The following is a 21755-nucleotide window of genomic DNA, read 5'->3' as shown; positions in this document are numbered from 1 at the left end:
GTAACGCAGGGACGGCGCGCATGACAGCCCGGGCTTCGCAGGCGGCGTGCCGCCGGCCCCGGCCCTCAGCCCTCGCCCCGCGGGCGGATCAGCGACGTGCCGGTCATCTCGGCCGGCTGGTCCAGTCCCATCAGGTCGAGGAGCGTCGGCGCCACGTCGGCCAGCCGGCCGTCGGCCAGGGTCACGCCGTCGACGCCGACGAGCGCGGCGGGCACCGGGTTGAGGGTGTGGGCGGTGTGCGGCTCGCCGGTCTCGGGATCGCGCATCATCTCGCAATTGCCGTGGTCGGCGGTCACCAGCAGCGCCCCGCCCTGGGCCGTCACCGCCTCGACGACGCGGCCGAGGCAGGTGTCGACGGTCTCCACCGCCTTCACGGCGGCCGCGAGGCTGCCGGTGTGGCCGACCATGTCGGGGTTGGCGAAGTTCAGGATGATGAGGTCGTAGCGCCCGGAGCCGATCGCCTCCACGGCGCGGTCGGTGAGTTCGGGCGCCGACATCTCCGGCTGCAGGTCGTAGGTCGCGACCTTCGGCGAGGGCACGAGGATCGCGTCCTGCCCTTCGAAGGGCTCCTCGCGGCCGCCGTTCATGAAGTAGGTGACGTGCGGGTACTTCTCGGTCTCGGCCATGCGCAGCTGCGCGCGCCCGGCCCGGGCCACGGTCTCGCCGAGGCCGTTGGGCAGGTCGAGGGCCCCGAACAGGGTGTCGGCGAAGGCGTCGATCTCGACGCTGTACTGGACGATCCCCAGGGCGGCGGCGAAGCGGACCGTGCGCGCGCGCTCGAAGCCCGCGAAGGCCGGGTCGAGCAGCGCCTCCAGGATCTGCCGGGTGCGGTCGGCGCGGAAATTGAAGCTCAGGATGCCGTCGCCGTCCCGCATGCCGGCGTAGTCGCCGATGATCGCGGGCCGCATGAACTCGTCGGACACGTCCTGCGCGTAGGACGCGGCGACCGCCTGCCCGGCCCGCTCGAACCGGGTGCCGCGCGCCTCCGTGAGGGCGTCGTAGGCCGTCTGGACCCGCTCCCAGCGCCGGTCGCGGTCCATGCCGAAGTAGCGGCCGCACAGCGTCGCGATGCGGGCGCCCTTCGGGAGGGCGGCCGCGACGTCGGCGATGCAGGTGGCGGCCGAGCGGGGCGGCATGTCGCGCCCGTCGGTGAAGCCGTGGAGCCGGACCGGGATGCCGGCCGTCGTCAGCGCGCGCGCCAGCGCGACGGCGTGGTCCTGGTGCGCGTGGACGCCGCCGGGCGAGAGCAGGCCGACGAGGTGGCAGGTCCCCCCCGACGCGCGCAGCGCCTCGATGAACCGGACCAGGGCCGGGTTCCGGGCGAGGGAGCCGTCGGCGACCGCCGCGTCGATCCGCGGCAGGTCCTGCAGGACGACGCGGCCCGCGCCGATGTTGAGGTGGCCGACCTCGGAATTGCCCATCTGCCCCTTGGGCAGGCCGACATCGGCGCCGAAGGTCGTCAGCCGCGACCGGGGGCGCTCCCGCATCAGACCGTCGAAGACCGGCGTCCTGGCCTGGTGGACGGCGTTGTCGGCCACCGCGTCCCGCAGACCCCAGCCGTCGAGGATCACGAGCATCACGGGACGCGGGGTACTGTCGGGCACGGTCACAACTCTCCTGGGCTGCCGCGCGCGGCGCGCGGCCGGTCTCCGGGCCCTGACGCGGCCGGATCGTTGCGCGTGTCGATAATCGCCTTGGTCGCGCGAGACCACCGCCCCGAAGGGCCAATGGGCGACGGATGCGAGAGAGCGTCGGGCTTCTGACATGCCCCGGCCGCGCTCCGCACATGGCGGAGCGCGGCCGGCGGGGGCGGCCGACGGGGCCTCAGGCGGTCAGTTGACGCGCGCCGCGTCGGATCCCGGCGGGAGGCCGAGCAGGCGGCGCTTCCTTCGCAGGGCGGCCCGGAGCAGCGTCCGCCGGTAGCCCGGATAGGACAGGAACCCCGCCGCCCAGGACAGGTGCATGGTCACCGCCGCCGGGCCGCTCATGACCAGGACGGGCTCCCGCGCCTTCAGCGCCAGGGCGAGGCCGCTGAGGACGCAGCCCCCGGCATAGAGCAGCAGCGGGATCAGCAGGGCGGGCATCAGGGCCGCCAGGGGCAGGGCCGCGACGGCGTAGAGCAGGACCAGGGCCGGCAGGATCTGGCGGGCGCGCGGCAGGCTGGCGTGCTTCTCGAGTGTCCGCGCGCAGCCGCGCCCGTAGTGGAGGTACTGCCGGGCGAGGCTGCGGAGGCAGGGGCGCGGGAAGTACGTGATGGCGAGCTCGGCGGCGAGGTAGATCCGCCCGCCCGCCGCGCAGAGCCGCCGGTCGAGTTCGGCATCCTCGTTGTGGGTGAAGGTCTCGTCGTAGCCGCCGACCCGGAGGAACTCGCGCCGGTCGAAGGCCGCGTGGTGGCCGTGGGCGACGTAGCCCGAGATGCCGCCCTGTCGGTGGGCCGAGCCGCCGTTGCCGAGGCGGCTGTTCTGCGCCGCCGCGATCGCCCTCTGCAGCGGCGTGACCCCGACGGTCCGGAGCGGCACGACCACCGAGACGGCTTGGCGCAGGCGCATCGTGCCGACGAGGTTCTCCACGAACCCCTTCGGATAGACGGCGTGGCAATCGGCGCGGACGAGGTAGGCGGAGGCGGGATGCGCCAGCCGCGCGGCGAGGTTGATCGCCGCCGCCTGGATGCGGCGCTCGTTGTGGACGAGCCGGATGCGGGGGTCGCGGGCGCTCAGGGCGGCGACGATCGCGCAGGTGTCGTCGCGACTGCCGCCGTCCAGCACCAGCAGCTCGCAGGCGATGGCGTCCCGGTCGGGCAGCACCGACGCGATGGCGTCGGCGATGTGCGCGGCCTCGTTCAGGGCCGGCATGGCGATCGTCACGAGCGGAGCGCCGGCGGCGCTCACGGGGTCCTGCATGGCGGTTCTCCCGAAACCTGGTCCCGGTCGCCGGCCGATGAGGGCCGGTCGTCCCGGACGGGGACCGACGCCGCGTGCGGCGCGCCCCCGAGGTCTCATTTGTCGTGATTGGCTACGATTACGGTCGTTGATCACAACCACCACTTCAGTCGGCCGGACCGATACGACGAAAGGTGTAATTCGGACCGCCGCACCGCGATGATAGCCCGTTCCGGCGGGACGACCGGGCGGCACAACTTCCGATTCGCACCGGGTCCCCGAGCTCGACCACGGGCTCAGAGCGTCATGCGGGACCGCCTCGAATGATGAAATCTTTGGATGCGCTTGCCCTCGGCACGTCGGAGCGCGGGCCGACCGAACAGCGGGCCGACCCGTCGACGCTCCGGGTGACCGAGATCGCGCCCGACGACCGGATCGTCGCCTTCGACGCGGTCGGCCTCTGGCAGTATCGCGACCTGCTGCGCGTCCTGATCCTGCGGGACCTGAAGGTGCTCTACCGGCAGACCGCCATGGGCGCCTCCTGGGCGATCGCGCAGCCGCTCTTCACCGTCCTGATCTTCACGGTGATCTTCGGGCACTTCGCCAAGATCCCCACCGACGGCGCCCCCTACGCACTCTTCGCCGGCAGCGCGGTCGTCCTGTGGACGTACTTCTCCGAGGCGGTGCGGCGCAGCGCCAACGGCCTCGTGGCGGAGGCCGAGCTGATCCGGAAGATCTACTTCCCGCGGCTGGTCATCCCGCTGGCGACGGTGATCTCGCCCATGGTCGACTTCGCCATCGCGCTCGGCGTGCTGCTGGCCCTGATGGCCTGGTACGGGGCGGTGCCGGACTGGCACCTCGTGCTGGCCGTCCCGACCCTGCTCGTCACGGCGATGCTCGCCCTCGGCGTGAGTCTCTGGCTCGGGCCGATCAACGTCCGCTTCCGGGACATCAAGCACACGCTGCCGTTCGTGATCCAGATCTGGATGTACGCCTCGCCGATCGTCTACGCGTCGAGCATCGTGCCCGCCTCGGTGCGCTGGATCTACGCGCTCAACCCGATGGTCGGCCTGATCGAGGCGTTCCGGTTCGCCATCCTGGGCGGCACGCCGCCCGACGCCTTCGCGGTCGCCGTCTCGGTCACGGCCGCCTTCGCCCTGCTCATCAGCGGACTGATCTTCTTCCAGCGCATGGAGCGCTCCTTCGCGGATGTAATCTGATGTCGATGGCAATCAGCGTTCAGGATATCGGCAAGCAGTACTGGCGCGCCCCCCGCGCCGCGCACCAGAACTCGCTGCGCGACGCGCTCAGCGAGGGCGTCCGCGGCCTGGTGACCCGCCGCGCGGCGGCGCGCCCGTCGCAGGAGAGCTTCTGGGCGCTGAAGGAGGTCAGCTTCGGCATCCGGCACGGCGAGAATGTCGGCATCATCGGCCTCAACGGCGCCGGCAAGAGCACGCTCCTCAAGCTCCTGTCGCGGATCGCCGCGCCGACCACCGGCCGGATCCGCCTCGAGGGCCGGGTCGGGGCCCTGCTCGAGGTCGGCACCGGCTTCCACCGGGAGCTGACCGGCCGCGAGAACATCTTCCTCTACGGCTCGATCCTCGGGATGGACCGTCGGGAGATCGCCGCGAAGTTCGACGCGATCGTCGCGTTCTCGGAGATCGGCGACTTCATCGACATGCCGGTGAAGCGCTACTCCAGCGGCATGTATGTCCGGCTGGCCTTCTCGGTCGCCGCGCATCTCGAGCCCGACATCCTGCTCCTCGACGAGGTGCTGGCGGTGGGCGACTACACCTTCCAGCGCAAGTGCATGGACTTCGCCCGGCGCCTCCAGGGCAAGGGTTCGACGATCCTGCTGGTCTCGCACAACATGTTCAGCATCAAGACCATGTGCGAGCGCGTGATCTACATCAAGGGCGGCCGCGTCGCCTACGACGGCCCCACCGACGAGGGCCTGACCCACTACGAGCGGGACAGCTACCTCGCCGACACCGCGTGGTTCCGCCCCGACAGCGGCGACCTGCCGGTCCGGATCAGCGACGTGACGATCGCCGACGAATCCGGCGCGCCGCGGACGCTGTTCCGCCACGGCGAGCGGATGCGGATCCGGGCCCGCTACAGCGCCGCCGAGCCGATCGCCGACCCGCACGTCCTGTTCTCGATCACCCGGTCCGACGAGCTGCTCTGCTGCAATTTCAGCACCCAGGCGGACGGCGCCGGCCTGACCGCCCTCGCGGGCGAGGGCGAGGTGGAGCTGCTGACGCCGCCGCTGACCCTGACCGCCGACACCTACACGGTCTCGATGGTGGTCCGGCAGCGCGGCTTCGAGCGGCTCCTCGCGGCCAAGATCGGCGGCCGCTTCCACATCGAGCACCCCGTCTTCGCGCCGGACGTCTTCGGTGTGTTCCACGAGGCGGGGACCTGGACAATGAACGGCGCCGCGTCGCAGCGCTGAGGCCCGGAGGGCGTGATGGTCAAAGGCGCGTTTGAACCCGTCCGTGACGGCGATGGGGAAACCGCGGGCGGGACGGCGTCCCGCGCCGGGCGGATCCGGTCGAACTTCGCGGCCTTCGATGCCCGGGTGCGGCACGCGGAGCGTCTCGCGGCGGCCGGCAACCCTGCCGGCGCGGCCGTCGAGACCGCCATCGCGGCGACCCTGGCGGCGCACCGGCACTGCGGCGTGTTCGCGAGCCCGCGCCTCGAACGGTTGATGACCGGGATCGGCCGGACCCTCGATGGCGGCGGCCCGGACGGCGCGCGGGCCGACGGGGCTCCGTACCGGCGCGTCCTCCACGTCTGCACGCAGCTCGCCCCGGTGGGCGGCCTCACCAAGATGCTCGCGCTCTGGATCGGCGCCGACCGCAACCGGGTCAACGGCGTCGCCCTGACCCAGCATCGCGGCCCGGTCGACGGGCGGATCACCGCCGCGGTGCGCGAGAGCGGCGGCGGGATCCACCACCTGAACCACCACAAGGGCGACAAGCTCGCCTGGGCGCGGGAGCTGCGCCAGATCGCGCGCGGCTACGACGTCGTCGTCCTGCACATCCACTGCGAGGACGTGGTCCCGCTGATCGCCTTCGCGGATCCGGCGAAGAGCCCGCCGGTCCTGCTCCTCAACCACGCCGACCACCTGTTCTGGATCGGGACGCGGATCAGCCACGCGGTGATCAACCTGCGCGAGGCCGCGCGCCGGCTCGCCGTCACGCGGCGCGGCGTCGATCCCGCCCGCAGCCTCCTGCTGCCGACCCTGATCACCCTGCCCGAGCGCCAGCGCGCCCGCAGCGCGGCCAAGCAGGCCCTGGGCGTCCCGGAGGACAGCGTCCTCCTGGTCTCGGTGGCCCGGGGGGCCAAGTACCGCAACGTCGGGCCGGTCACCTACGCGGATCGCCACGTCGACCTCCTCGCGGCGCATCCGCGGGCCCGGCTCATCGTGGTCGGCCCCGGCGAGCGGGCCGACTGGGAACGGGCCCGGGCCGCCACCGGCGGGCGCATCACGGCCCATCCCGAGCTGTCGGACCCGCGGGTCTTCTTCGAGGCGGCCGACATCTACGTCGATTCCTACCCGTTCGTGTCGTCGACCTCGATGCTGGAGGCCGCCGCCTACGGGCTGCCGCTGGTGACACGGTTCGAGGCCCCCGCGGCGGCGGAGATCGTGGCGATCAACCATCCGGGGCTCGACGTCACGGCCCGGGTCGCCCACGACCAAGCCGCCTACGAGGCCCACCTCGCGGCGCTCATCACCGACGCCGCGGCGCGGGACGCCGCGGGCGCCGAGAGCGCCGCCGCGGTCGCCGGCCTCTACGCGCCGGCCGCCTGGCTGGCGGGACTCGACGCGATCTACGCGCAGGCGCTGGCCCTGCCCCGCCTGCCCCCGGAGGCCGGCGCGCCCGGCCCGGCCGAGACGCCCCATCTCGGCGAGCCCGACCTGCGCCACCAGGACATGTTCGGCTCGGACTTCCCCGTGTCGGAGATGACCAAGAACTACATCGGCATGCTGCCGCTGCGCCAGCGCGTCGCCTCCTGGCTGGCCCTGCGCCGCGCCGGCGACTTCTCCGGCCTCTGGGAGCCGGTGCGGCTTCTCCTCCCGGAATGGCTGGTCCGCAACGTGAAGGATCGGTTCGGCCCGATGCGGCTCCGGGCGCAGATCCCCGGCACCTGAGGCCGCCCCCGGGCCCGGGCGGCCGCGGATCGGTCACGCCGGACGGCGGGCGCGTCGCGGGAGGCTGGGTCGCCCGCCCGCGCCTCCACACCCCTCACCGGTCCGCGTGACGAAGGCCCGCGCGCCGCCGCAGTTGCGGCGCGGAACCCTGGGCGGCGCGCCAGGCTCCGCAGGGACAGCGCGAGCGCGCTCCGCGGCGCGGGCCCCAAGAGGGTCCGCACCGCGGAGCGACAGCCTTGTCGGGCTCAGGGGGTCTTCCGCTCAGCGCGTCTTCGGCTCGGCGGTCAGCGGCCGGGCGGCCGGCCCGGTGGCCAGGGCCAGCAGGGCCGCGCGCACGCGCGTCGGCCGGAAGGCCTGCCGGATCGCCCGGTGCGGCATGAGGCGGACAGCCGTGAGGAACGCCCCCGCGGCGGCGCGGCGGTCGCTGCGGGCCATGTGGGCCTCGGTGGCGTCCAGCAGGGCGTCGTAGTAGCCCTGCACGGTCCCGAAATAGAGCCGCAGGGCCGCGAGCCGCGAGACGCCGAGCGCCGGCGCGTGGCGTCGGAAGACCACGCGGGTGAAGTGGATCCGGCGGGCGATCAGGCGGTCGAAGGTCCCCGCCGGCCGCTGCCGGAAATGCACGCAGGGCGCGGCGACGAAGCCGACGCCGTGGCCGCGGACCGCGCGCAGCTGCCAGTCCCAGTCCTGATCGCCGAGCAGGGCCTCGTCGAACAGGCCGATCGCGTCCACGACGGTCCGGCGCACCACCGTCGCGCCGATCTGCGGGAAGTAGCCGCTCAGCATGCGGCGCAGCAGCGCGCCCTTGTCGGACGGAAGTTCCGGCGGCCAGGGGCCGTAGGTCGGAACGAGGTCGTGGTCGGCGGTGACGATCTGCCCGAACACGACCCCGAGCTCCGGATCGGCCTCGAACAGGCGCAGATGCTCCCGGATATGCGCCGGCTGCCAGACGTCGTCGTCGTCGAGGAACGCCACGTAGGGCGCGCTCGCCCGGGTCAGGCCGGCATTGCGGGCCGCGCCGGCGCCGGGCCGGTCGACCGGGACGTGGATCGCGCCGAACGCGGCGGCGACCTCGGCGGCCGGCCCCGGCTCGCCGTTGTCGCCGACGATGATCTCGAAGGCGAGGTCGGGGCCTTCCAGGGCGCGGATGCTCGCCAGGGCCTCGCGCAGGAAGGCGGGCCGGTTGCAGGTGGGCACCACGACGGAGACGCGGCGCCGCGCGGGTCGGTTCATACCCACTCCTCCCAGGCGTCGTAGGCGCCCCGGAGCAGGGCACCGAAGACGAGATCGTTGTCGAACTGCGTGACGAAGCTGCGCGCCACGGTTCCGGCGGGACGGGTCTCCACCGCCTGCGCGTAGACGATCCGGTAGCCCGCCTCCCGGGCCGCGTGGGCGGCCGCCCGCGTCCAGTTCGCCGACTGCCCCAGGGGGATCGCGAAGGATTCGGGCAGGAGGCCGAGGCGGGCCCCGATGGCGCGCCGGGATTCCTCCAGCTCCTCGGCCGCCTCTTCCGCGCTGAGGCGCCCGAAATCCGGGTGGGTCACGGAATGGCTGCCGATCTCGACCCCGTTGGCGGCCAGCGCCTCGATGGCGCCCCAGCCCAGGACGCCCGGCGGCGCGCTCTCGGGCCGGTCGAGCCAGCCCGACACGACGAACAGGGTCCAGGGGATCCCGAGATCGCTGAGGACCGGCGCCGCCCCGCTGAGGACGCTGCGCCAGCCGTCGTCGAAGGTGATGGCGAGGTCCCGCGCGCCGCCGCGGCCGTCGGCGATCGTGGCCGCCGGCACGAAGCGGTAGCCGAGACCGAGCGCGCGCTCGAGCTGGTGGCGGAAGCGCGCGGGAGAGACGTCGTTGACGCCGCATTCCGACTGGCCCACCGAGTGGTAGCAGAGGATGCGGGCGGGCCGGGCGGGGGGGGGGGGGCCGGGGGGGGGGGGCGGGGGAGGCGCCCGCCCGGCGCCGGGCGCCGGATCCGGGCGAGGGCGAGCGTCGTGCGCTCGCAGGCCATCCGGGCGGCGGCGACGCGCGGGCGCGTCAGGCCGACCGTCCGGGCGAGGCTCTTGACCGGTGCGGGGATCATCGCAGGGCGTCGCGCAGGCCGTCGACGACCTGGTCCTGCTCCGCCTCCGTCATCGCCGCGTAGAGCGGCAGCAGGATCGCGTGGTCGCGCGCCCGCTCGGATTCGGGCAGCGCGAACCGCCGCGGCGCCTCCGCGTAGGGCGGCTCCAGATGCGCGCACATGATGCCCCGGCGGGTGGCGATGCCCCGGTCGAGCATCGCCTGCATGACCGCCTGCTGGTCCGCGTCGTCCGGGAGGCGGACGCAGTAGCTCTGCCAGTTGCTGCGCAGCCCCATCGGCTCGGGCGGCGGCGTCACCCCGGGGAGGTCGGCGAGCCGCGCGCGGTAGCCGTCGGCGAGGTTGCGGCGCCGGGCGATCAGGTCGGGCAGCCGCTTCAGCTGCTCCCGGCCGATGGCCGCCTGCACGTCCGTCATCCGGTAGTTGAAGCCCGCGATGGAGTACTCCTCGACCACCACCTTGGCGCTGCCGTGGCGGGCGATGTCGGAGACGCTCATCCCGTGCTGGCGCAGCAGCCGGAAGGTCCGGTCCCACGCGGCGCTGGCGGTGGTGATCATGCCGCCGTCGCCGGTGGTCAGCACCTTGCGCGGGTGGAACGAGAAGCAGGCGATGTCGCCCGCCGGGCTGCCGATCGGCCGCCAGACGTCGCCCTGGAGCCGCTCGGAGCCGATGGCGCAGGCCGCGTCCTCGATCACCGGGATGCCGGAGCGGCGCCCGATCGCGGCGATCGCCTCCAGGTCGCAGGGCATGCCCATCTGGTGGACGCAGACGATCGCCTTCGTCTTCCCGGTGATCGCCGCCGCGGCGGCGTCCGGGGCCATGTTGTAGGTCGCCGGGTCGATGTCGACGAAGATCGGCGTCGCCCCGCACTGGGCGATGGCGTTGGCGGTGGCGATGAAGCTGTGGCTCACCGTCACCACCTCGTCGCCGGGGCCGACCCCGACGGCGAGCAGGGCGAGATGCAGCGCGGTCGTGCAGTTCGAGACCGCGCAGGCGTGGGGCGCGCCGACGATCGCGGCGAACTCCGTCTCGAAGGCCGCGACCTGCGGCCCCTGGGTCAGCCATCCGGAGCGGACGACGGCGGCGGCGGCCTCGGCCTCGGGGGCGCCGACTTCGGGCTTGGCGATCGGGATCATGCGAGCGCCCGCCGCAGGTGTTCCGAGCGGGACTCGTCCTGCCACCAGGCGACGAGGTCGGCGAGGCCCTCGGCCGCCCCGATCTTCGCCTCGAAGCCGATCAGCTCCTTGGCGAGGCTCGTGTCGCAGAGGCGCCGGGGCACCGGGTTCACGGCCCGCTCCGCCTCGTGGACCAGCGGCGTGCCGTCCCGGCCCATGATCCGGGTGAGGTGGCCGGCGAGGTCGACCAGCGAGGTCTCGACGCCGGTGCCGACGTTGAGCACCACGTCGGTGGCGGGCGAGATCGCCGACAGGATGTTGGCCCGGGCGATGTCGCGGACGTGGACGAGGTCCATGGTCTGCAGGCCGTCGCCGAACACGATCGGCGACTGCCCCTCGGCCAGGCGCTGCATCCAGCGGACCATGACCTCGGTGTAGCGGCCGGTCAGGTCCATCCGCGGGCCGTAGGCGTTGAAGTACCGGAGCGCGACGTAGTCGAGCCCGTGCATGTCGTTGAACGAGCGCAGGAGGCCCTCGCCGAAGGACTTGGCGGCGCCGTACAGGGTCCGGTTGTCGTAGGGGTGGTGCTTCTCGGTCGTCGGGAAGACCTCCGCCATCCCGTAGACCGAGGCCGAGGAGGCCATCACCACCTTGGCGACGCCGGCCTCGACGCAGCTCTCCAGCAGGTTGAAGGTCGCGGCGGCCATCACCTCGAAGGCGTGGCGCGGCTCCGCGGCGCACTGCGTGATCCGGAGGGCCGCCTGGTGGAACACCACGTCGGTGCCCTTGACCAGCGTGTCCATCAGGGCGCGGTCGCGGATGTCGCCCTGGACGAGGCGGACGCGGCCGGAGCCGAGGGCGTCCCCGAGATTCTCGGGGCGGCCGCGGATCATGTTGTCGATGGCCACGATCTCGTCGCAGCCGGCCTCGACCAGCAGGTCGATGATGTGGGAGCCGATGAAGCCCGATCCGCCCGTGACCAGGATCCGGGTCCCGCGCAGGTCGCCGCTGAACCGGCTTCCCTTGGTGACCTCACGCAGCTTGGGCATCGGCGACCTCGCAGTAGCTGGCGACGGCCCGGCAGACGGTGTCGATCTGCGCGGACGTCATCTCGGGGAACATCGGGAGGGACAGGGTCCGGGCGGCCAGCCGCTCGGTGACCGGCAGGCGGCCGGCACCGTCGTCGAGGTGGCTGTAGGCGGGCTGCCGGTGGACCGGGACGGGGTAGTGGATGCCGGTGGCGATACCGGCCGCGTTGAGGTACTGGCGCAGCCCCTCGCGGTCCGCCGTCGACACGGCGTAGACGTGGAACACGTGGTCGAGGCCCGCGGGAGCCGGGAGCTCCAGGCCGAGGCCCGCGAGCCGCGCCCCGTACTCCGCCGCCACCGCTTGGCGGGCGCGGGTCCAGCCCTCCAGGTGCGGGAGCTTGACCCCCAGCACCGCGCCCTGGACGCCGTCCATGCGCAGGTTGAAGCCGTGGCGGATGTGGTTGTACTTGCCCTGCTGGCCCCAGTCGCGCAGGCAGCGGGCCGCCTCGGCGAGGTCGTCCCGGTCCGTGACGATGGCGCCGCCCTCGCCGTAGGCCCCGAGATTCTTGCCGGGATAGAAGCTGAAGCAGCCGAGATCCCCGATCGTGCCGGCCTTGCGGCCGCCGCGCTCGGCGAGGTGCGCCTGGGCGGCGTCCTCGACGAGGGCGATCCCGTGGCGCCGGGCGATGGCGCCGAGCGCGTCGAGGTCGGCCATCCGGCCGTGCAGGTGCACCGGCAGGATCGCCTTGGTGCGGGGCGTGATCGCCGCCTCGACCAGGGCCGGGTCCATGGTCCAGTCGACCGGGTCGATGTCGACGAGGACCGGTGTGGCGCCGGCGTACAGCACCGCCGCGACCGTCGCCACGAAGGTCGACGAGACCGTGATCACCTCGTCGCCCGGACCGATGTCGAGGGCGAGGAGGGCGAGGTGCAGGGCCGCGGTGCCGCTGCTGACGGCGACCGCGTGGCGGGCGCCGCAGGCTTCGGCGAAGGCCGCCTCGAAGGCGCTGACCGCCGGGCCGAGGACGAAGTCGCCGCTGCGCAGGACGTTGAGGACCGCGGTCTCGACGTCGCCGCCGATCGCCGCGTACTGCGCCTTGAGGTCGAGGAAGGGGATCACGAGGCCCTCGCAAGTGGCATGAGGTCGATGGGGGTGCCGTTCTGGCGCAGGGAGCGCATGGCGGCTTCGAGCATCTCGACGACGCGCAGGCCGCTGTGGCCGTCGGTCATGGGCGCGGTGCCGTTCTCGATGGAGTCGGCGAAGTGCTCGATCTCGACGATCAGCGCCTCGCGGAAGGACAGGTGCGGCGACCACATGTCGCCGGTCCGGTAGGAGACCATCAGCTCGGTGATGTCGTCCGAGCCGCCGCCGACGGTGACGCCGCGGTCGTAGACCTTGACCTTCTCGATCGGGTCGAGGTCGTTGTAGACGATCATCTTCTTGCTGCCGCCGATCAGCGTCTGCCGCACCTTCACGGGCGCGAGCCAGTTGACGTTGATCTGCGCGACGACGCCGCGCGGGTAGAAGACGGTCAGGTGGGCCATGTTCTCGGGGCGGCCGCTGAAATGGCCGGTGCCGCTCGCCGAGATCGCCACCGGGGCGAGGTCCAGGATGTGGTCGAGGATGGCGAGGTCGTGGACCGCCAGGTCCCAGATCACGTTCACGTCGCGCTGGAACAGGCCGAGGTTCACCCGGGTCGAGTCGTAGTAGAACACGTCGCCGATGGCGTCGGTCGTGATGAGTTCGTGGATCTTCTCGACCGCGCCCGTGTAGACGAAGGTGTGATCGACCATCAGCCGCAGGTTGCGCTTGGCCGCCTCCTCGATCAGCAGCCGGGCCTCGAAGGCCGAGGGCGTGATCGGCTTCTCGATGAAGACGTGCTTGCCGGCCCGCAGCGCGTTGATGGCGATCTCGAAGTGCGAGCTCACCGGCGTCGCCACCATGACGGCGTCGATCGCGGGATCGGCCACGAGGTCGCGCCAGTCCTGATGGAGCTGGACAGCGGGGTAGCGCTTGCCGGCCCGGCCGAGCGCGGCGGGCGACTGGTCGGCGATGGCCACCAGCTGGCAGCGCTCGCTCTCCGAGGTGCACCGGGCGAGGTTCGGCCCCCAGTAGCCGTATCCGACGATACCGATCGAGATCATGACTGCATTCCCCTCAAGCAACCTGCAGAGGCTCGGCCGGCTCGGGCCGCGGCGACTGGACGGAACGGGCGCGCGCGGCGCTCTCGGCGCGCTTGGTGCGGGTGTCGCCGACGACCCGCGCGGGGCATCCGGCGACGATGGCGAAGGCCGGGACGTCCCGGGTGACGACGGCGCCGGCGCCGACCAGGGCGCCCTCGCCGATGGTGATCCCCGCCACGATGGTGGCGTTGGAGCCGATGGAGGCGCGGGCCTCGACCACGGTCTCGACGAGCTCCCACTCGCCGTCCCGCTTCAGGCTCCCGTCCGGGTTGGTGGCCTCCGGGTAGAGCTCGTTGGTGAAGACCACGCCGTGGCCGACGAACACCTCGGCCCCGATCGAGACGCCCGCGCAGATGAAGCTGTGCGAGGAGATCTTGCAGCGCGGGCCGATCCGGCTGCCGCGCTGGATCTCCACGAAGGGGCCGATGCGCGAACCGCTTTCGATTCGACATCCATAAATATTGACTAGATCCGGGTAGAAGATCCCCACATCCGCCCCAATATCCGCATCGGTAATCGGCATACCCGCCGCTCCTTCCGCCGAACTTCTGTGCGTCAAAACTGCACAGAGCTGCGGACGGCCGGGAACCCAGGCTTTCGATGCGGTTCGTCCGTCGAAAGGCGAACGGCGCCCATCCAGGGTGCCCCCTCCCCGGCCCGGCGCGCCGTTCGGGCCGGGGGGCCTACGTCGAAAGGCGAAGCCCCCGCCCCGGCAAGGATGCCCGCGCCCGCCATTTGGAGGAGTCCCGGCTGGCTCGGCCGTTACGCATCATGCCGTCTCAGCCCTCATGAGCCCGTGAGGCCGGCGCGCGGTCCTGCCGCTCGATCGCCGCGCCCGGGTTCCGAGGGCGAGCCTTAAGGGGACGATGCGTGTCGAAGATGTCGACGAAGACTGCGGGAACACGCGCCACCGCCCGCGCCACCGGCCGCGCCGGTCTCGCGGCGTGCCTGCTCGCCCTGTCGGCGCTGCCGGCGGCCGCGGAGTACCGCATCGGGCCCGGCGACACGATCGAGGTCACGGCCCTCAGCATCCCGACCTTCAAGCAGGAGGCAACGGTCTCCACCGACGGCACCGTCATGGTCCCGCTGCTCGGGGACGTGCCGGCCGCCGGGCTCACCGTCGCGGAGCTGCGCCAGAGCCTGCAGAAGTCGCTGCCCGCCAAGGCGGTGCGGCAGCGCAATTCCGAGGGCAAGGAATCGATCGCCGTGCTCGAGCCCGACGAGATCGGGGTGCGGATCTCGAAGTACCAGCCGGTCTACCTGAGCGGCGACGTGACCAAGCAGGGCGAGCACCCGTTCCATCCGGGCATGACCGTGCGGCAGGCCATCGCCCTGGCGGGCGGCTACAACCTCCTGCGGTTCAGGATGGAGAACCCCGTCGTCGAGACGGCGAACCTGCGCGCCGAGTACGACAGCACCTGGGCGAGCATCCAGCGGGAATCCGCCACGATCTGGCGCCTGAAGGCGGTCGTCGCCGCGTCGCGGGGCGACAAGTCCCCGCCGCCGGCGGACGTCGCCCCGGGCAGCCGCGCGACCCCGGCGCAGAAGCTCGCCGAGCAGCAGCTCCGGGTGCAGATGACCGACATCGCCAAGGAGAAGGACCACCTGCAGCGCTCCCTCAACCGGACGCAGACGCAGTTCACCAGCCTCAGCGATCAGCAGGTCAAGGAGAAGGAGGGCGTCGCCGCCGACGCCGAGGATTACGACACGGTGCGGGCGCTGTTCCAGCGCGGCGCCGTGGTCACGACCCGGCTGACCGATGCGCGGCGCGCCGTCCTGCTCTCCTCGACCCGCGCGCTGCAGACGACGGTCCAGCTCACCCAGCTCGAGCGCGACAAGAGCGACGTCGCCCGCAAGCTCGAGCGGGTCGACGACGTGCAGGCCATGGACGCCCTGGAGAAGCTCCAGGTCGCGGAGAACAACCTGGCGACGTACCGGTCGCGCCTGAACAGCATCAACGACAAGCTGGTCTATACCGGCGCCCTCCGGGCGCAGCTCCTGTCCGGAAGCCGCGCGCAGGCGGCGATCGCGGTCTTCCGGCAGAGCGGGCCGGCCAAGACCCAGATCGACGCCGCCGAGGACACGGAGCTCCTGCCGGGCGACGTCGTGGAGATCGCGCTCAAGCCGGATCCCGCCATGCGGGGCGTCGGCGACGGGGCCGGCCAGAACTGACCCACCCGCCCCGGCTCGACGCGCCCATCGGGCCGAGCCGGCGTCCCCTTTGACGGATAGCGCCCCGAGGCGGTGACCGCCGCGGTGAGGAGAGATCCATGAACCGACACTCGACCAGCGCGTCCTTCCTGCCGATCGGTGCGACCCGCCCCGGTGGGACCGGAGCCTGGCGCGGCCAGCCCTTCTCGCCCGAGACGGAGTCCCAGGTCTCGATCCTGACCATCGCGCGGCAGAACTGGCGGTCGATCCTGGCCTTCGCGGCCGTCGGGCTGGTCTGCGCCGGGATCTACGTCGCGACAGCGCCGGCCATCTTCACGGCCCGGGCCCGCGTCTACATCGAGAGCCGCTCCAGCCCGGTGACGGCCCGCGACACGCCCAATGCCGGGACGCCGCTCGAGATCGCCGAGGTCGAGAGCCAGGTCGAGTACATCCGCTCGGAGAAGATCGCGCTCGCCGCCGTGCACCGGCTTGACGAGTCGGCCCTGAAGGATCTGGCGGCGCCGACGCATCCGCTCGTCGCGAAGGTCCGGGAGTTCGTGAAGGCCGCCAAGGCGCTGCCCCTCCGGCTGATCGGGGCCGAGCGGCCGGTCCAGGAACCCGCCCCCGTCAGCCCGGACCTGCGCCAGGCACGGACGCTGCGCGAGAACGTCGAGGCCAGCCGCATCGGCGCCGCCTACGTGATCGAGGTCGGCTACAGCGCGGACAATCCCGCCACGGCGGCCGCCGTCGCGAACGCGGTGGCCGGGGCCTATGTCAGCACCGAGCTGGAGAACCGGGCCCAGGTCTGGAAGGTCGCCGGCGAGTGGATGCTGCCGCGCCTGAAGGAACTCCAGCAGCGCGCCAGCCAGGCCTCGCGCGAGGCCCAGACCTACAAGGCCGAGCACACCATCATCGACCTGGGCAAGCGCGGCCTCGTGGGCGAGCAGCAGGTCGAGGAGCTCAACACCGCCGTGGCCGCAGCCCGGTCCAAGACCGTCGACGCCCGCGCGGTGCGCGACCAGATCCGCGGGCTCCTCGATTCCGACATCGCCGATCCGGGGATCACCGAGGCCTTCAAGGACAGCGTCATCATCCAGCTGCGCCGGCAGTACGTCGACCTCGTGCAGCGCGCCGACGACCTGAAGCGCCGCCTCGGCCCCGACCACGAGGCCGTCCAGGCGATCCAGCGGGACATCCTGGCGGCCAAGCAGTCGCTGCGCACCGAGCTCGAGCGCCTCGCCGTGTCCCTCGACCACGATTACGAGGTCGCCAAGGCGCGCGAGGACAGCATGACGGCGGCCTTCGACGCCCTGATCTCGAAGACGCTGATCATGAGCAACGCCCGCGTCAAGGCGCGGGAGCTCGACCGCACCGCCGAGACCTACGACCAGATCTACACCAACCTGCTCCAGCGCTACATCGACGCCGTCAACCAGCAATCCTATCCGCAGCCCTCCGCCCACGTGATCACGCCCGCGACCGTGCCGGAATCGCCGAGCGCGCCCCGCGGCAGCCTGATCATGCTGCTCGGCCTCCTGGTCGGCACCGGGTTCGGCGTGAGCGGCGCCTTCGCGCGGCACTGGTTCGACCGGACGATCCGCACGCCCCGGCAGCTGACCGGCCACGGCCTGACCTGCCTCGCCGCCCTCCCCGAGCTGCGGCGCGAGCCCGGCTTCCGGGCGGCGCTCGCCCTGGCGCAGGCCCACGCCAACGAGGCGCAGCGTCCGGCCAGCATCGAGGCGTTCCGGGCGAGCGCCGTGCGGTTCATGCCGCAATCGGTGTTCGTCGAGCGCCTGCACAGCCTCAAGGCCCACGTCCTGGGCAGCGACCGCCGCGGCCCGGTCTTCGCGATCGGCGTCACGTCCGTGGGGGCCGGCGCGGGCAAGACCCTGTTCGCGAGCAATCTCGGCCAGCTCCTCGCCCGCGCCCGCTCGAGCTCCGGGCGGGTGCTGATGATCGACGCCGACGTCCGGCAGGGGACGCTCTCGCGGCTCAGCCAGGCCACCGAGCAGCGCGGCCTCCTCGACGTGCTCGCCGGCCGCTGCGGCGCCACCGAGGCGGTCCGCCCCCAGCCCGGCGAGGTCCGCCTGCTCGCCTGCGGCAACCGCCACCCGAACGATCCCCATTTCAGCGATCTGATGACCCCGGAGGGCGTCGCCGCGGTGCTGGGCGACGGACGCCCCGCCCTCGACCGCCCCGCCCTCGACCGCGTCGTCGTCGACCTGCCCCCGGTGGACGAGCTCCCCACGCTCCGGCCGCTCCTCGACACGCTCGACGGCCTGATCATCGTGGTGGAGGCGGGCCGGACCAGCATCGACGACGTCGCCACCGCCGTGCACGATCTCGAGTCGAGCGGCAGCACCGTCCTGGGCGTCGTGCTCAACAAGACCAACGACGGCCAGACGGTCCGGCGCGGCGGATTCCGCGGCGCGCTGAGCCGCTGGACCGCTTCCCGGCGCAGCGCCCGCGGCGCGACCCAGGCGGCCTCGTGACCGGCCCGCGCGCCGAGGGTCTCGACGGGGTGGCGGCCTTCGTGCCGGCCCGGGCCGCCCCGACCCCGGCCTTCGCGGTTTCCGCGCCGGCCTCCGTCACGGTCTCAGTCACGGCCTCCGTCACGGCCGCCGCGACCCCGCGCGGCCGCCGCGTCGCCTTCTTCGGGCACGACCGGGCCGAGCCCACGGTCCGGAAGCGGGTCGACGCCATCCGGGACGCCGGGTGGTCGGTCATCGTGTACGCCTTCGAGCGGGACCGCCCCGGCGCGGTGCCGGCCGAGGCCCCGGTCGCCGACGACATCGTCCCCCTCGGCCTGACCGTCGACCGCAACTACGCCCGCCGCCTGCCGCGCCTCGCCGTCGGCGTCGCCCGGGCGCTGCGCCGCCGGCGCGACCTGCGCGCGGCGGACGTGATCTACGTGCGCAACCTCGACATGGCCCTCGTGGCCTGGACCGCCGCGCGCCTCGCCGGGAGCCGCGCGCGCCTCGTCTACGAGGTGCTCGACATCCAGCGGTTGATGGTGCGGCCGGACGCGCCGGGACGGATCGCCCGCGCGGTCGAGCGCTGGATCCTCGGCCGCAGCGACCTCCTCGTCGTCAGCGCCCCGGACTTCATCGACCGGTATTTCCGGCCGGTCCAGGGCTTCGCCGGCGCGTGGCACCTCCTCGAGAACAAGGTCATGGGCCACCGCCTCGGCGAGGTGACGACCCGGCTCGACCGCACCCGGACGGCGGAACCGCCCTGGGTGATCGGCTGGTTCGGGACGCTGCGCTGCCGCCGGAGCCTGACGATCCTCGCCGCCATCGCGGACGCCCTCGGCGACTCGGTGCGGATCGTCCTGGCCGGGCGCCTCTCCGAGGAGGACATCGCCCCGCGCACCCTGGCGGACACGCTGGACGGCCGGCCGAACATGTCGTTCCGCGGCCCCTACGCCAATCCCCGCGATCTTCCGGAGATCTACAGCGGGATCCACTTCAGTTGGGCCGTCGATTACCTCGATGACGGACTGAATTCGGACTGGCTACTGCCGAACCGGCTCTACGAGGGCGGCCTGTGCGGCGCCCTGACGCTGGCGCGCGCCGCGACGGCGACCGGACGCTACGCGGTGTCGGAGCGCCTGGGCTGGGCGTTCCCCGAGCCGCTCGCCGATTCGGTGACGGCGTTCCTGCGGACGCTCACGCCGGAGGCCTACGCGGAGCGACATGCCGGCCTGCTCGGCCGCGACCTCGGCACGTTCGTCGATGTCGGCGGCATGCGCGATCTCCTGGTCCGGCTGGACTAGCGGCTGGACGAGATCGCCGCCGCGGCGATTCCGGATCCCGGCAGGGATCCGCCGGTGATTCGCCCGTCGCGCCGGACGGCGCGCGGGGCGGCCTCTCTCCCCGCGGAGCGTGCCGTTTGGTACAGCGCCGCACCGACGAAATCAGTACTCGGACCCCGGCATGGTAAACAACCGAGTACGCATGTTGCCTTTTAGCCTCAGTCAGGTACAGCGGGCCCTCATCCCTCGAATACTCCCGCCGCGAATACCGACATCGCACCCATATCATTGAATTGCGCCCGAAGTCCCACCGATACGACCACACAACAAGTAGTGCCGAATAAGACAAAGTTTCGATATTCTTAAAACCGACATCTGAGCGACTACATTCGGCAAGATCTTGAATCGAGCCACCGCCGACGGCGAATGATCTTGCGAATGCATTTCTCCACCAGCACCGTCGTGCGCAATCGAACAAATCACTATGTACGTACGTAGTGCGTGATGATTGTATTTAGCCCTGCAATTTAAGGGTTAAGATTCAAATAGGGTATTTACAGACGATTTTACGAAAGCTAGCATTGTATCCGTGGTCATCGGCAATCGCCCCAAGGCGACCGGCGCCACCGCGTATCTCAGTGTCACGCCGTCGGCGAGCGCATTGGGTATCCCGTCATCGCTGACATTCGGCTTCCTTCGAAAGGAGGTAATTTTCTATGGCCAGTCTTGGTACTCGAGACGCGCTCACCCTCGTTGAGCGGGACACGGCCGAAAGCCGCCGCGGCTTTTCGGGTGCACATGCCGGTGACAACCCGGTCGTCGTCGAGCAACGGGACCAGTCCCGGGGCCGCGCCAGCCGCATCGTCATCATCGATCGACGCCAGCTCGTCGGCCGATGCCTCGCCGCCTCGCTCAGCGAGGCCGACCGGCAGACGTCGTTCGAAGTCTTCGCGGACATCGAATCGTGGAAGCGGCAGACGCCGTTCGTCGCCGCGAGCGTGGTCGTGCTCTGCCGGCCCGACGGCAACCTGACCGAGACCGAATGGACCGAGATCACGCGGGAGCTGGCGTTCCTGCAGGGCGAGGCCGGCGCTCCGCCGGTGGCCGTCATCTCGGACGGCGAGAACCTCGACCAGATCGTGCGGATCATCAAGCTCGGCGTCAAAGGCTACATCCCGACGACGACCTCCGTGGACATCGCCCTGCAGGCGCTCCAGCTCGTGCAGGCCGGCGGCGTCTACATCCCGGCCGAATGCCTCCTCCCCCTGCTGGCCAACATCAAGGTGGACGAGCCGGTCGAGGCCGGGGACGACGACATCTTCTCGCCGCGGCAGCTCTGCGTTGCGCGGGCGCTCCGGAAGGGGACGCCGAACAAGATCATCGCGTACGAACTCAACATGTGCGAGAGCACCGTGAAGGTTCACGTCCGCAACATCATGAAGAAGCTCAAGGCCAAGAACCGGACCGAGGTCGCCTACCTGACCAACAAGTACTTCCTTCGGGAAGATTCCAGCCTGGCGAGCGTGAAGGCCCCGGCGGCCTGATCGCTCGGGCGCCGGCCCCGCCGCGGCGGGGCCGCCCCCGCCGGGGGTTGGTCGCGGGCGGCGGGGGCCGGCGGCGCGCTCAGCCGCCGCGCCCGCCGCCCCCGCGGCGGGGGGCCCGCCCTGGCAGAAGTTCGGTCCGGCGCGGCCGGACGGAGCTTCGGGGTCTCCTCGTGAGTCGCCTGCCCGGGCGGCCCGCGAGGGGACCCGTTTCGCGTCGGACCGTGCCGCGAAGCGGTCGGCCGATCGGCGCGGCGCCACCGGCCCGGTCCCGACGCCGCGGATCGGCCTCCCCGTGATCTCGCCCCGCGCGGTCACCGCGGCCGGAGCGGCCGCGCGCCGGGTCGCTCGTACGGGGGATCGTCGGGGCGTCCGTGCGCCGCCCTCATCGGCGCCGGGCGACGACGGGCCCGCGGTCCGCGGGCCCGGCCGCGCCTCACGCGGTCCCGGCGACGGCGTTTACGGGGGCAAGAGCCGGCCGGATCTCGGACTCCTCGCCGGGCTGGTCACCGGGTTCGTCAGGGCGGCCCACGCTGCTGTAGGCGAAGCCGTGCGCCCGGACGTCGGCGGCCCGGTAGACGTTGCGGAGATCCACGAGGACCGGTCGCTGCATCGCCGCGCGCAGCCGGTCGAGGTCGAGGGCCCGGAACGCGTCCCACTCGGTGACGAGGACCAGCGCGTCGGCGCCCTCGGCACAGTGGTAGGCATCCTCCGCGAAGGCGACGCCGGGCAGGAGCGGGCGCGCCTGCTCCATGCCCTCGGGGTCGTAGGCGCGGACCACGGCGCCGGCGTCCTGCAGGCCCGCCACGATCGCCAGCGAAGGCGCGTCGCGCATGTCGTCGGTGTTGGGCTTGAAGGTCAGGCCGAGGA

At 72.2% G+C, this 21755-nt stretch carries 17 protein-coding genes; 7 read left to right on the top strand and 10 right to left on the bottom strand.

Annotated features, from left to right (window positions below; all coding sequences use genetic code 11):
- Positions 1-65: 65 nt before the first annotated feature.
- On the bottom strand, positions 66-1577 hold the full coding sequence (gene gpmI, locus ACLBYE_RS13160) for a 2,3-bisphosphoglycerate-independent phosphoglycerate mutase (protein ID WP_447694541.1): 1512 nt from the start codon (positions 1575-1577) through the stop codon (positions 66-68).
- Positions 1578-1832: 255 nt separating this feature from the next.
- Positions 1833-2900: a glycosyltransferase family 2 protein gene (locus ACLBYE_RS13155; protein ID WP_447694530.1), complete on the bottom strand. Its 1068-nt coding sequence runs from the start codon at positions 2898-2900 to the stop codon at positions 1833-1835.
- A gap of 305 nt (positions 2901-3205) precedes the next feature.
- On the opposite strand from ACLBYE_RS13155, the gene ACLBYE_RS13150 reads away from it, so the two are divergent.
- The 3 genes from ACLBYE_RS13150 to ACLBYE_RS13140 are packed head-to-tail and all read left to right on the top strand — an operon-like array spanning position 3206 to position 7038.
- Positions 3206-4099, top strand: coding sequence for an ABC transporter permease (locus tag ACLBYE_RS13150; protein WP_447694529.1), 894 nt, complete (start codon positions 3206-3208; stop codon positions 4097-4099).
- Entirely contained in the window at positions 4099-5334 is a 1236-nt protein-coding gene (locus ACLBYE_RS13145) for an ABC transporter ATP-binding protein (RefSeq protein WP_447694528.1), read from the top strand. Before ACLBYE_RS13150 ends, ACLBYE_RS13145 begins: the two co-directional genes overlap by 1 nt.
- 15 nt (positions 5335-5349) lie before the next feature.
- On the top strand, positions 5350-7038 hold the full coding sequence (locus ACLBYE_RS13140; protein ID WP_447694527.1) for a glycosyltransferase: 1689 nt from the start codon (positions 5350-5352) through the stop codon (positions 7036-7038).
- Between the two features lie 261 nt (positions 7039-7299).
- Here the strand turns inward: ACLBYE_RS13140 and ACLBYE_RS13135 are convergent, their stop codons facing one another.
- The 7 genes from ACLBYE_RS13135 to ACLBYE_RS13105 form a co-directional block, all read right to left on the bottom strand.
- The gene (locus tag ACLBYE_RS13135) at positions 7300-8268 is read right to left on the bottom strand and encodes a glycosyltransferase family 2 protein (RefSeq protein ID WP_447694526.1); all 969 of its coding nucleotides are present in this window, start codon (positions 8266-8268) and stop codon (positions 7300-7302) included.
- Positions 8265-8912 carry a polysaccharide deacetylase family protein gene (locus ACLBYE_RS13130; RefSeq protein ID WP_447694525.1) on the bottom strand — a complete coding sequence of 216 codons (648 nt, stop codon included), beginning with the start codon at positions 8910-8912 and terminating at the stop codon, positions 8265-8267. Before ACLBYE_RS13130 ends, ACLBYE_RS13135 begins: the two co-directional genes overlap by 4 nt.
- Positions 8913-9111: 199 nt before the next feature.
- Positions 9112-10248 carry a DegT/DnrJ/EryC1/StrS family aminotransferase gene (locus ACLBYE_RS13125; protein ID WP_447694524.1) on the bottom strand — a complete coding sequence of 379 codons (1137 nt, stop codon included), beginning with the start codon at positions 10246-10248 and terminating at the stop codon, positions 9112-9114.
- Complete coding sequence (locus ACLBYE_RS13120; RefSeq protein ID WP_020091186.1) at positions 10245-11276, bottom strand: NAD-dependent epimerase/dehydratase family protein; 1032 nt, start codon at positions 11274-11276, stop codon at positions 10245-10247. The genes ACLBYE_RS13125 and ACLBYE_RS13120 overlap by 4 nt, the downstream gene beginning before the upstream one ends.
- Entirely contained in the window at positions 11260-12375 is a 1116-nt protein-coding gene (locus ACLBYE_RS13115) for a DegT/DnrJ/EryC1/StrS family aminotransferase (protein ID WP_447694523.1), read from the bottom strand. The genes ACLBYE_RS13120 and ACLBYE_RS13115 overlap by 17 nt, the downstream gene beginning before the upstream one ends.
- On the bottom strand, positions 12372-13400 hold the full coding sequence (locus tag ACLBYE_RS13110) for a Gfo/Idh/MocA family protein (RefSeq protein ID WP_020091188.1): 1029 nt from the start codon (positions 13398-13400) through the stop codon (positions 12372-12374). The genes ACLBYE_RS13115 and ACLBYE_RS13110 overlap by 4 nt, the downstream gene beginning before the upstream one ends.
- A 13-nt stretch (positions 13401-13413) precedes the next feature.
- Positions 13414-13962 (bottom strand): acyltransferase, encoded by a 549-nt coding sequence (locus tag ACLBYE_RS13105; RefSeq protein WP_447694522.1) that lies wholly within the window; start codon positions 13960-13962, stop codon positions 13414-13416.
- A 356-nt stretch (positions 13963-14318) separates the two neighbouring features.
- On the opposite strand from ACLBYE_RS13105, the gene ACLBYE_RS13100 reads away from it, so the two are divergent.
- From ACLBYE_RS13100 to ACLBYE_RS13085, 4 genes are all read left to right on the top strand, one after another.
- Positions 14319-15611, top strand: a complete 1293-nt coding sequence (locus tag ACLBYE_RS13100; RefSeq protein ID WP_447694521.1) for a polysaccharide biosynthesis/export family protein — start codon at positions 14319-14321, stop codon at positions 15609-15611.
- A gap of 98 nt (positions 15612-15709) precedes the next feature.
- Positions 15710-18082, top strand: a complete 2373-nt coding sequence (locus tag ACLBYE_RS13095) for a GumC family protein (protein WP_447694520.1) — start codon at positions 15710-15712, stop codon at positions 18080-18082.
- Positions 18079-19365, top strand: coding sequence for a glycosyltransferase (locus ACLBYE_RS13090; RefSeq protein ID WP_447694519.1), 1287 nt, complete (start codon positions 18079-18081; stop codon positions 19363-19365). Before ACLBYE_RS13095 ends, ACLBYE_RS13090 begins: the two co-directional genes overlap by 4 nt.
- Positions 19366-20060: 695 nt before the next feature.
- Entirely contained in the window at positions 20061-20888 is an 828-nt protein-coding gene (locus ACLBYE_RS13085; RefSeq protein WP_020091193.1) for a LuxR C-terminal-related transcriptional regulator, read from the top strand.
- Between the two features lie 433 nt (positions 20889-21321).
- Here the strand turns inward: ACLBYE_RS13085 and ACLBYE_RS13080 are convergent.
- On the bottom strand, positions 21322-21755 hold a 434-nt coding region (locus ACLBYE_RS13080), incomplete at its 5' end, for a UDP binding domain-containing protein (protein WP_447694518.1).

It is taken from the genome of Methylobacterium sp. A52T (assembly GCF_053346095.1).
The sequence above is the reverse complement of the archived record's forward strand: the minus strand, read 5'-3'. Positions and strand labels throughout refer to the sequence as shown.

Bases quoted from the DNA above. Each gene is read 5' to 3' on its own strand.
- ACLBYE_RS13120 (WP_020091186.1), bottom strand. From the start codon at position 11,276: ATGCCCAAGCTGCGTGAGGTCACCAAGGGAAGCCGGTTCAGCGGCGAC.
- ACLBYE_RS13135 (WP_447694526.1), bottom strand. From the start codon at position 8,268: ATGAACCGACCCGCGCGGCGCCGCGTCTCCGTCGTGGTGCCCACCTGC.
- ACLBYE_RS13095 (WP_447694520.1), top strand. From the start codon at position 15,710: ATGAACCGACACTCGACCAGCGCGTCCTTCCTGCCGATCGGTGCGACC.
- ACLBYE_RS13145 (WP_447694528.1), top strand. From the start codon at position 4,099: ATGTCGATGGCAATCAGCGTTCAGGATATCGGCAAGCAGTACTGGCGC.
- ACLBYE_RS13085 (WP_020091193.1), top strand. From the start codon at position 20,061: ATGGCCAGTCTTGGTACTCGAGACGCGCTCACCCTCGTTGAGCGGGAC.
- ACLBYE_RS13110 (WP_020091188.1), bottom strand. From the start codon at position 13,400: ATGATCTCGATCGGTATCGTCGGATACGGCTACTGGGGGCCGAACCTC.
- ACLBYE_RS13100 (WP_447694521.1), top strand. From the start codon at position 14,319: ATGTCGACGAAGACTGCGGGAACACGCGCCACCGCCCGCGCCACCGGC.
- ACLBYE_RS13125 (WP_447694524.1), bottom strand. From the start codon at position 10,248: ATGATCCCGATCGCCAAGCCCGAAGTCGGCGCCCCCGAGGCCGAGGCC.
- ACLBYE_RS13155 (WP_447694530.1), bottom strand. From the start codon at position 2,900: ATGCAGGACCCCGTGAGCGCCGCCGGCGCTCCGCTCGTGACGATCGCC.
- ACLBYE_RS13140 (WP_447694527.1), top strand. From the start codon at position 5,350: ATGGTCAAAGGCGCGTTTGAACCCGTCCGTGACGGCGATGGGGAAACC.
- ACLBYE_RS13150 (WP_447694529.1), top strand. From the start codon at position 3,206: ATGAAATCTTTGGATGCGCTTGCCCTCGGCACGTCGGAGCGCGGGCCG.
- gpmI (WP_447694541.1), bottom strand. From the start codon at position 1,577: ATGCTCGTGATCCTCGACGGCTGGGGTCTGCGGGACGCGGTGGCCGAC.
- ACLBYE_RS13105 (WP_447694522.1), bottom strand. From the start codon at position 13,962: ATGCCGATTACCGATGCGGATATTGGGGCGGATGTGGGGATCTTCTAC.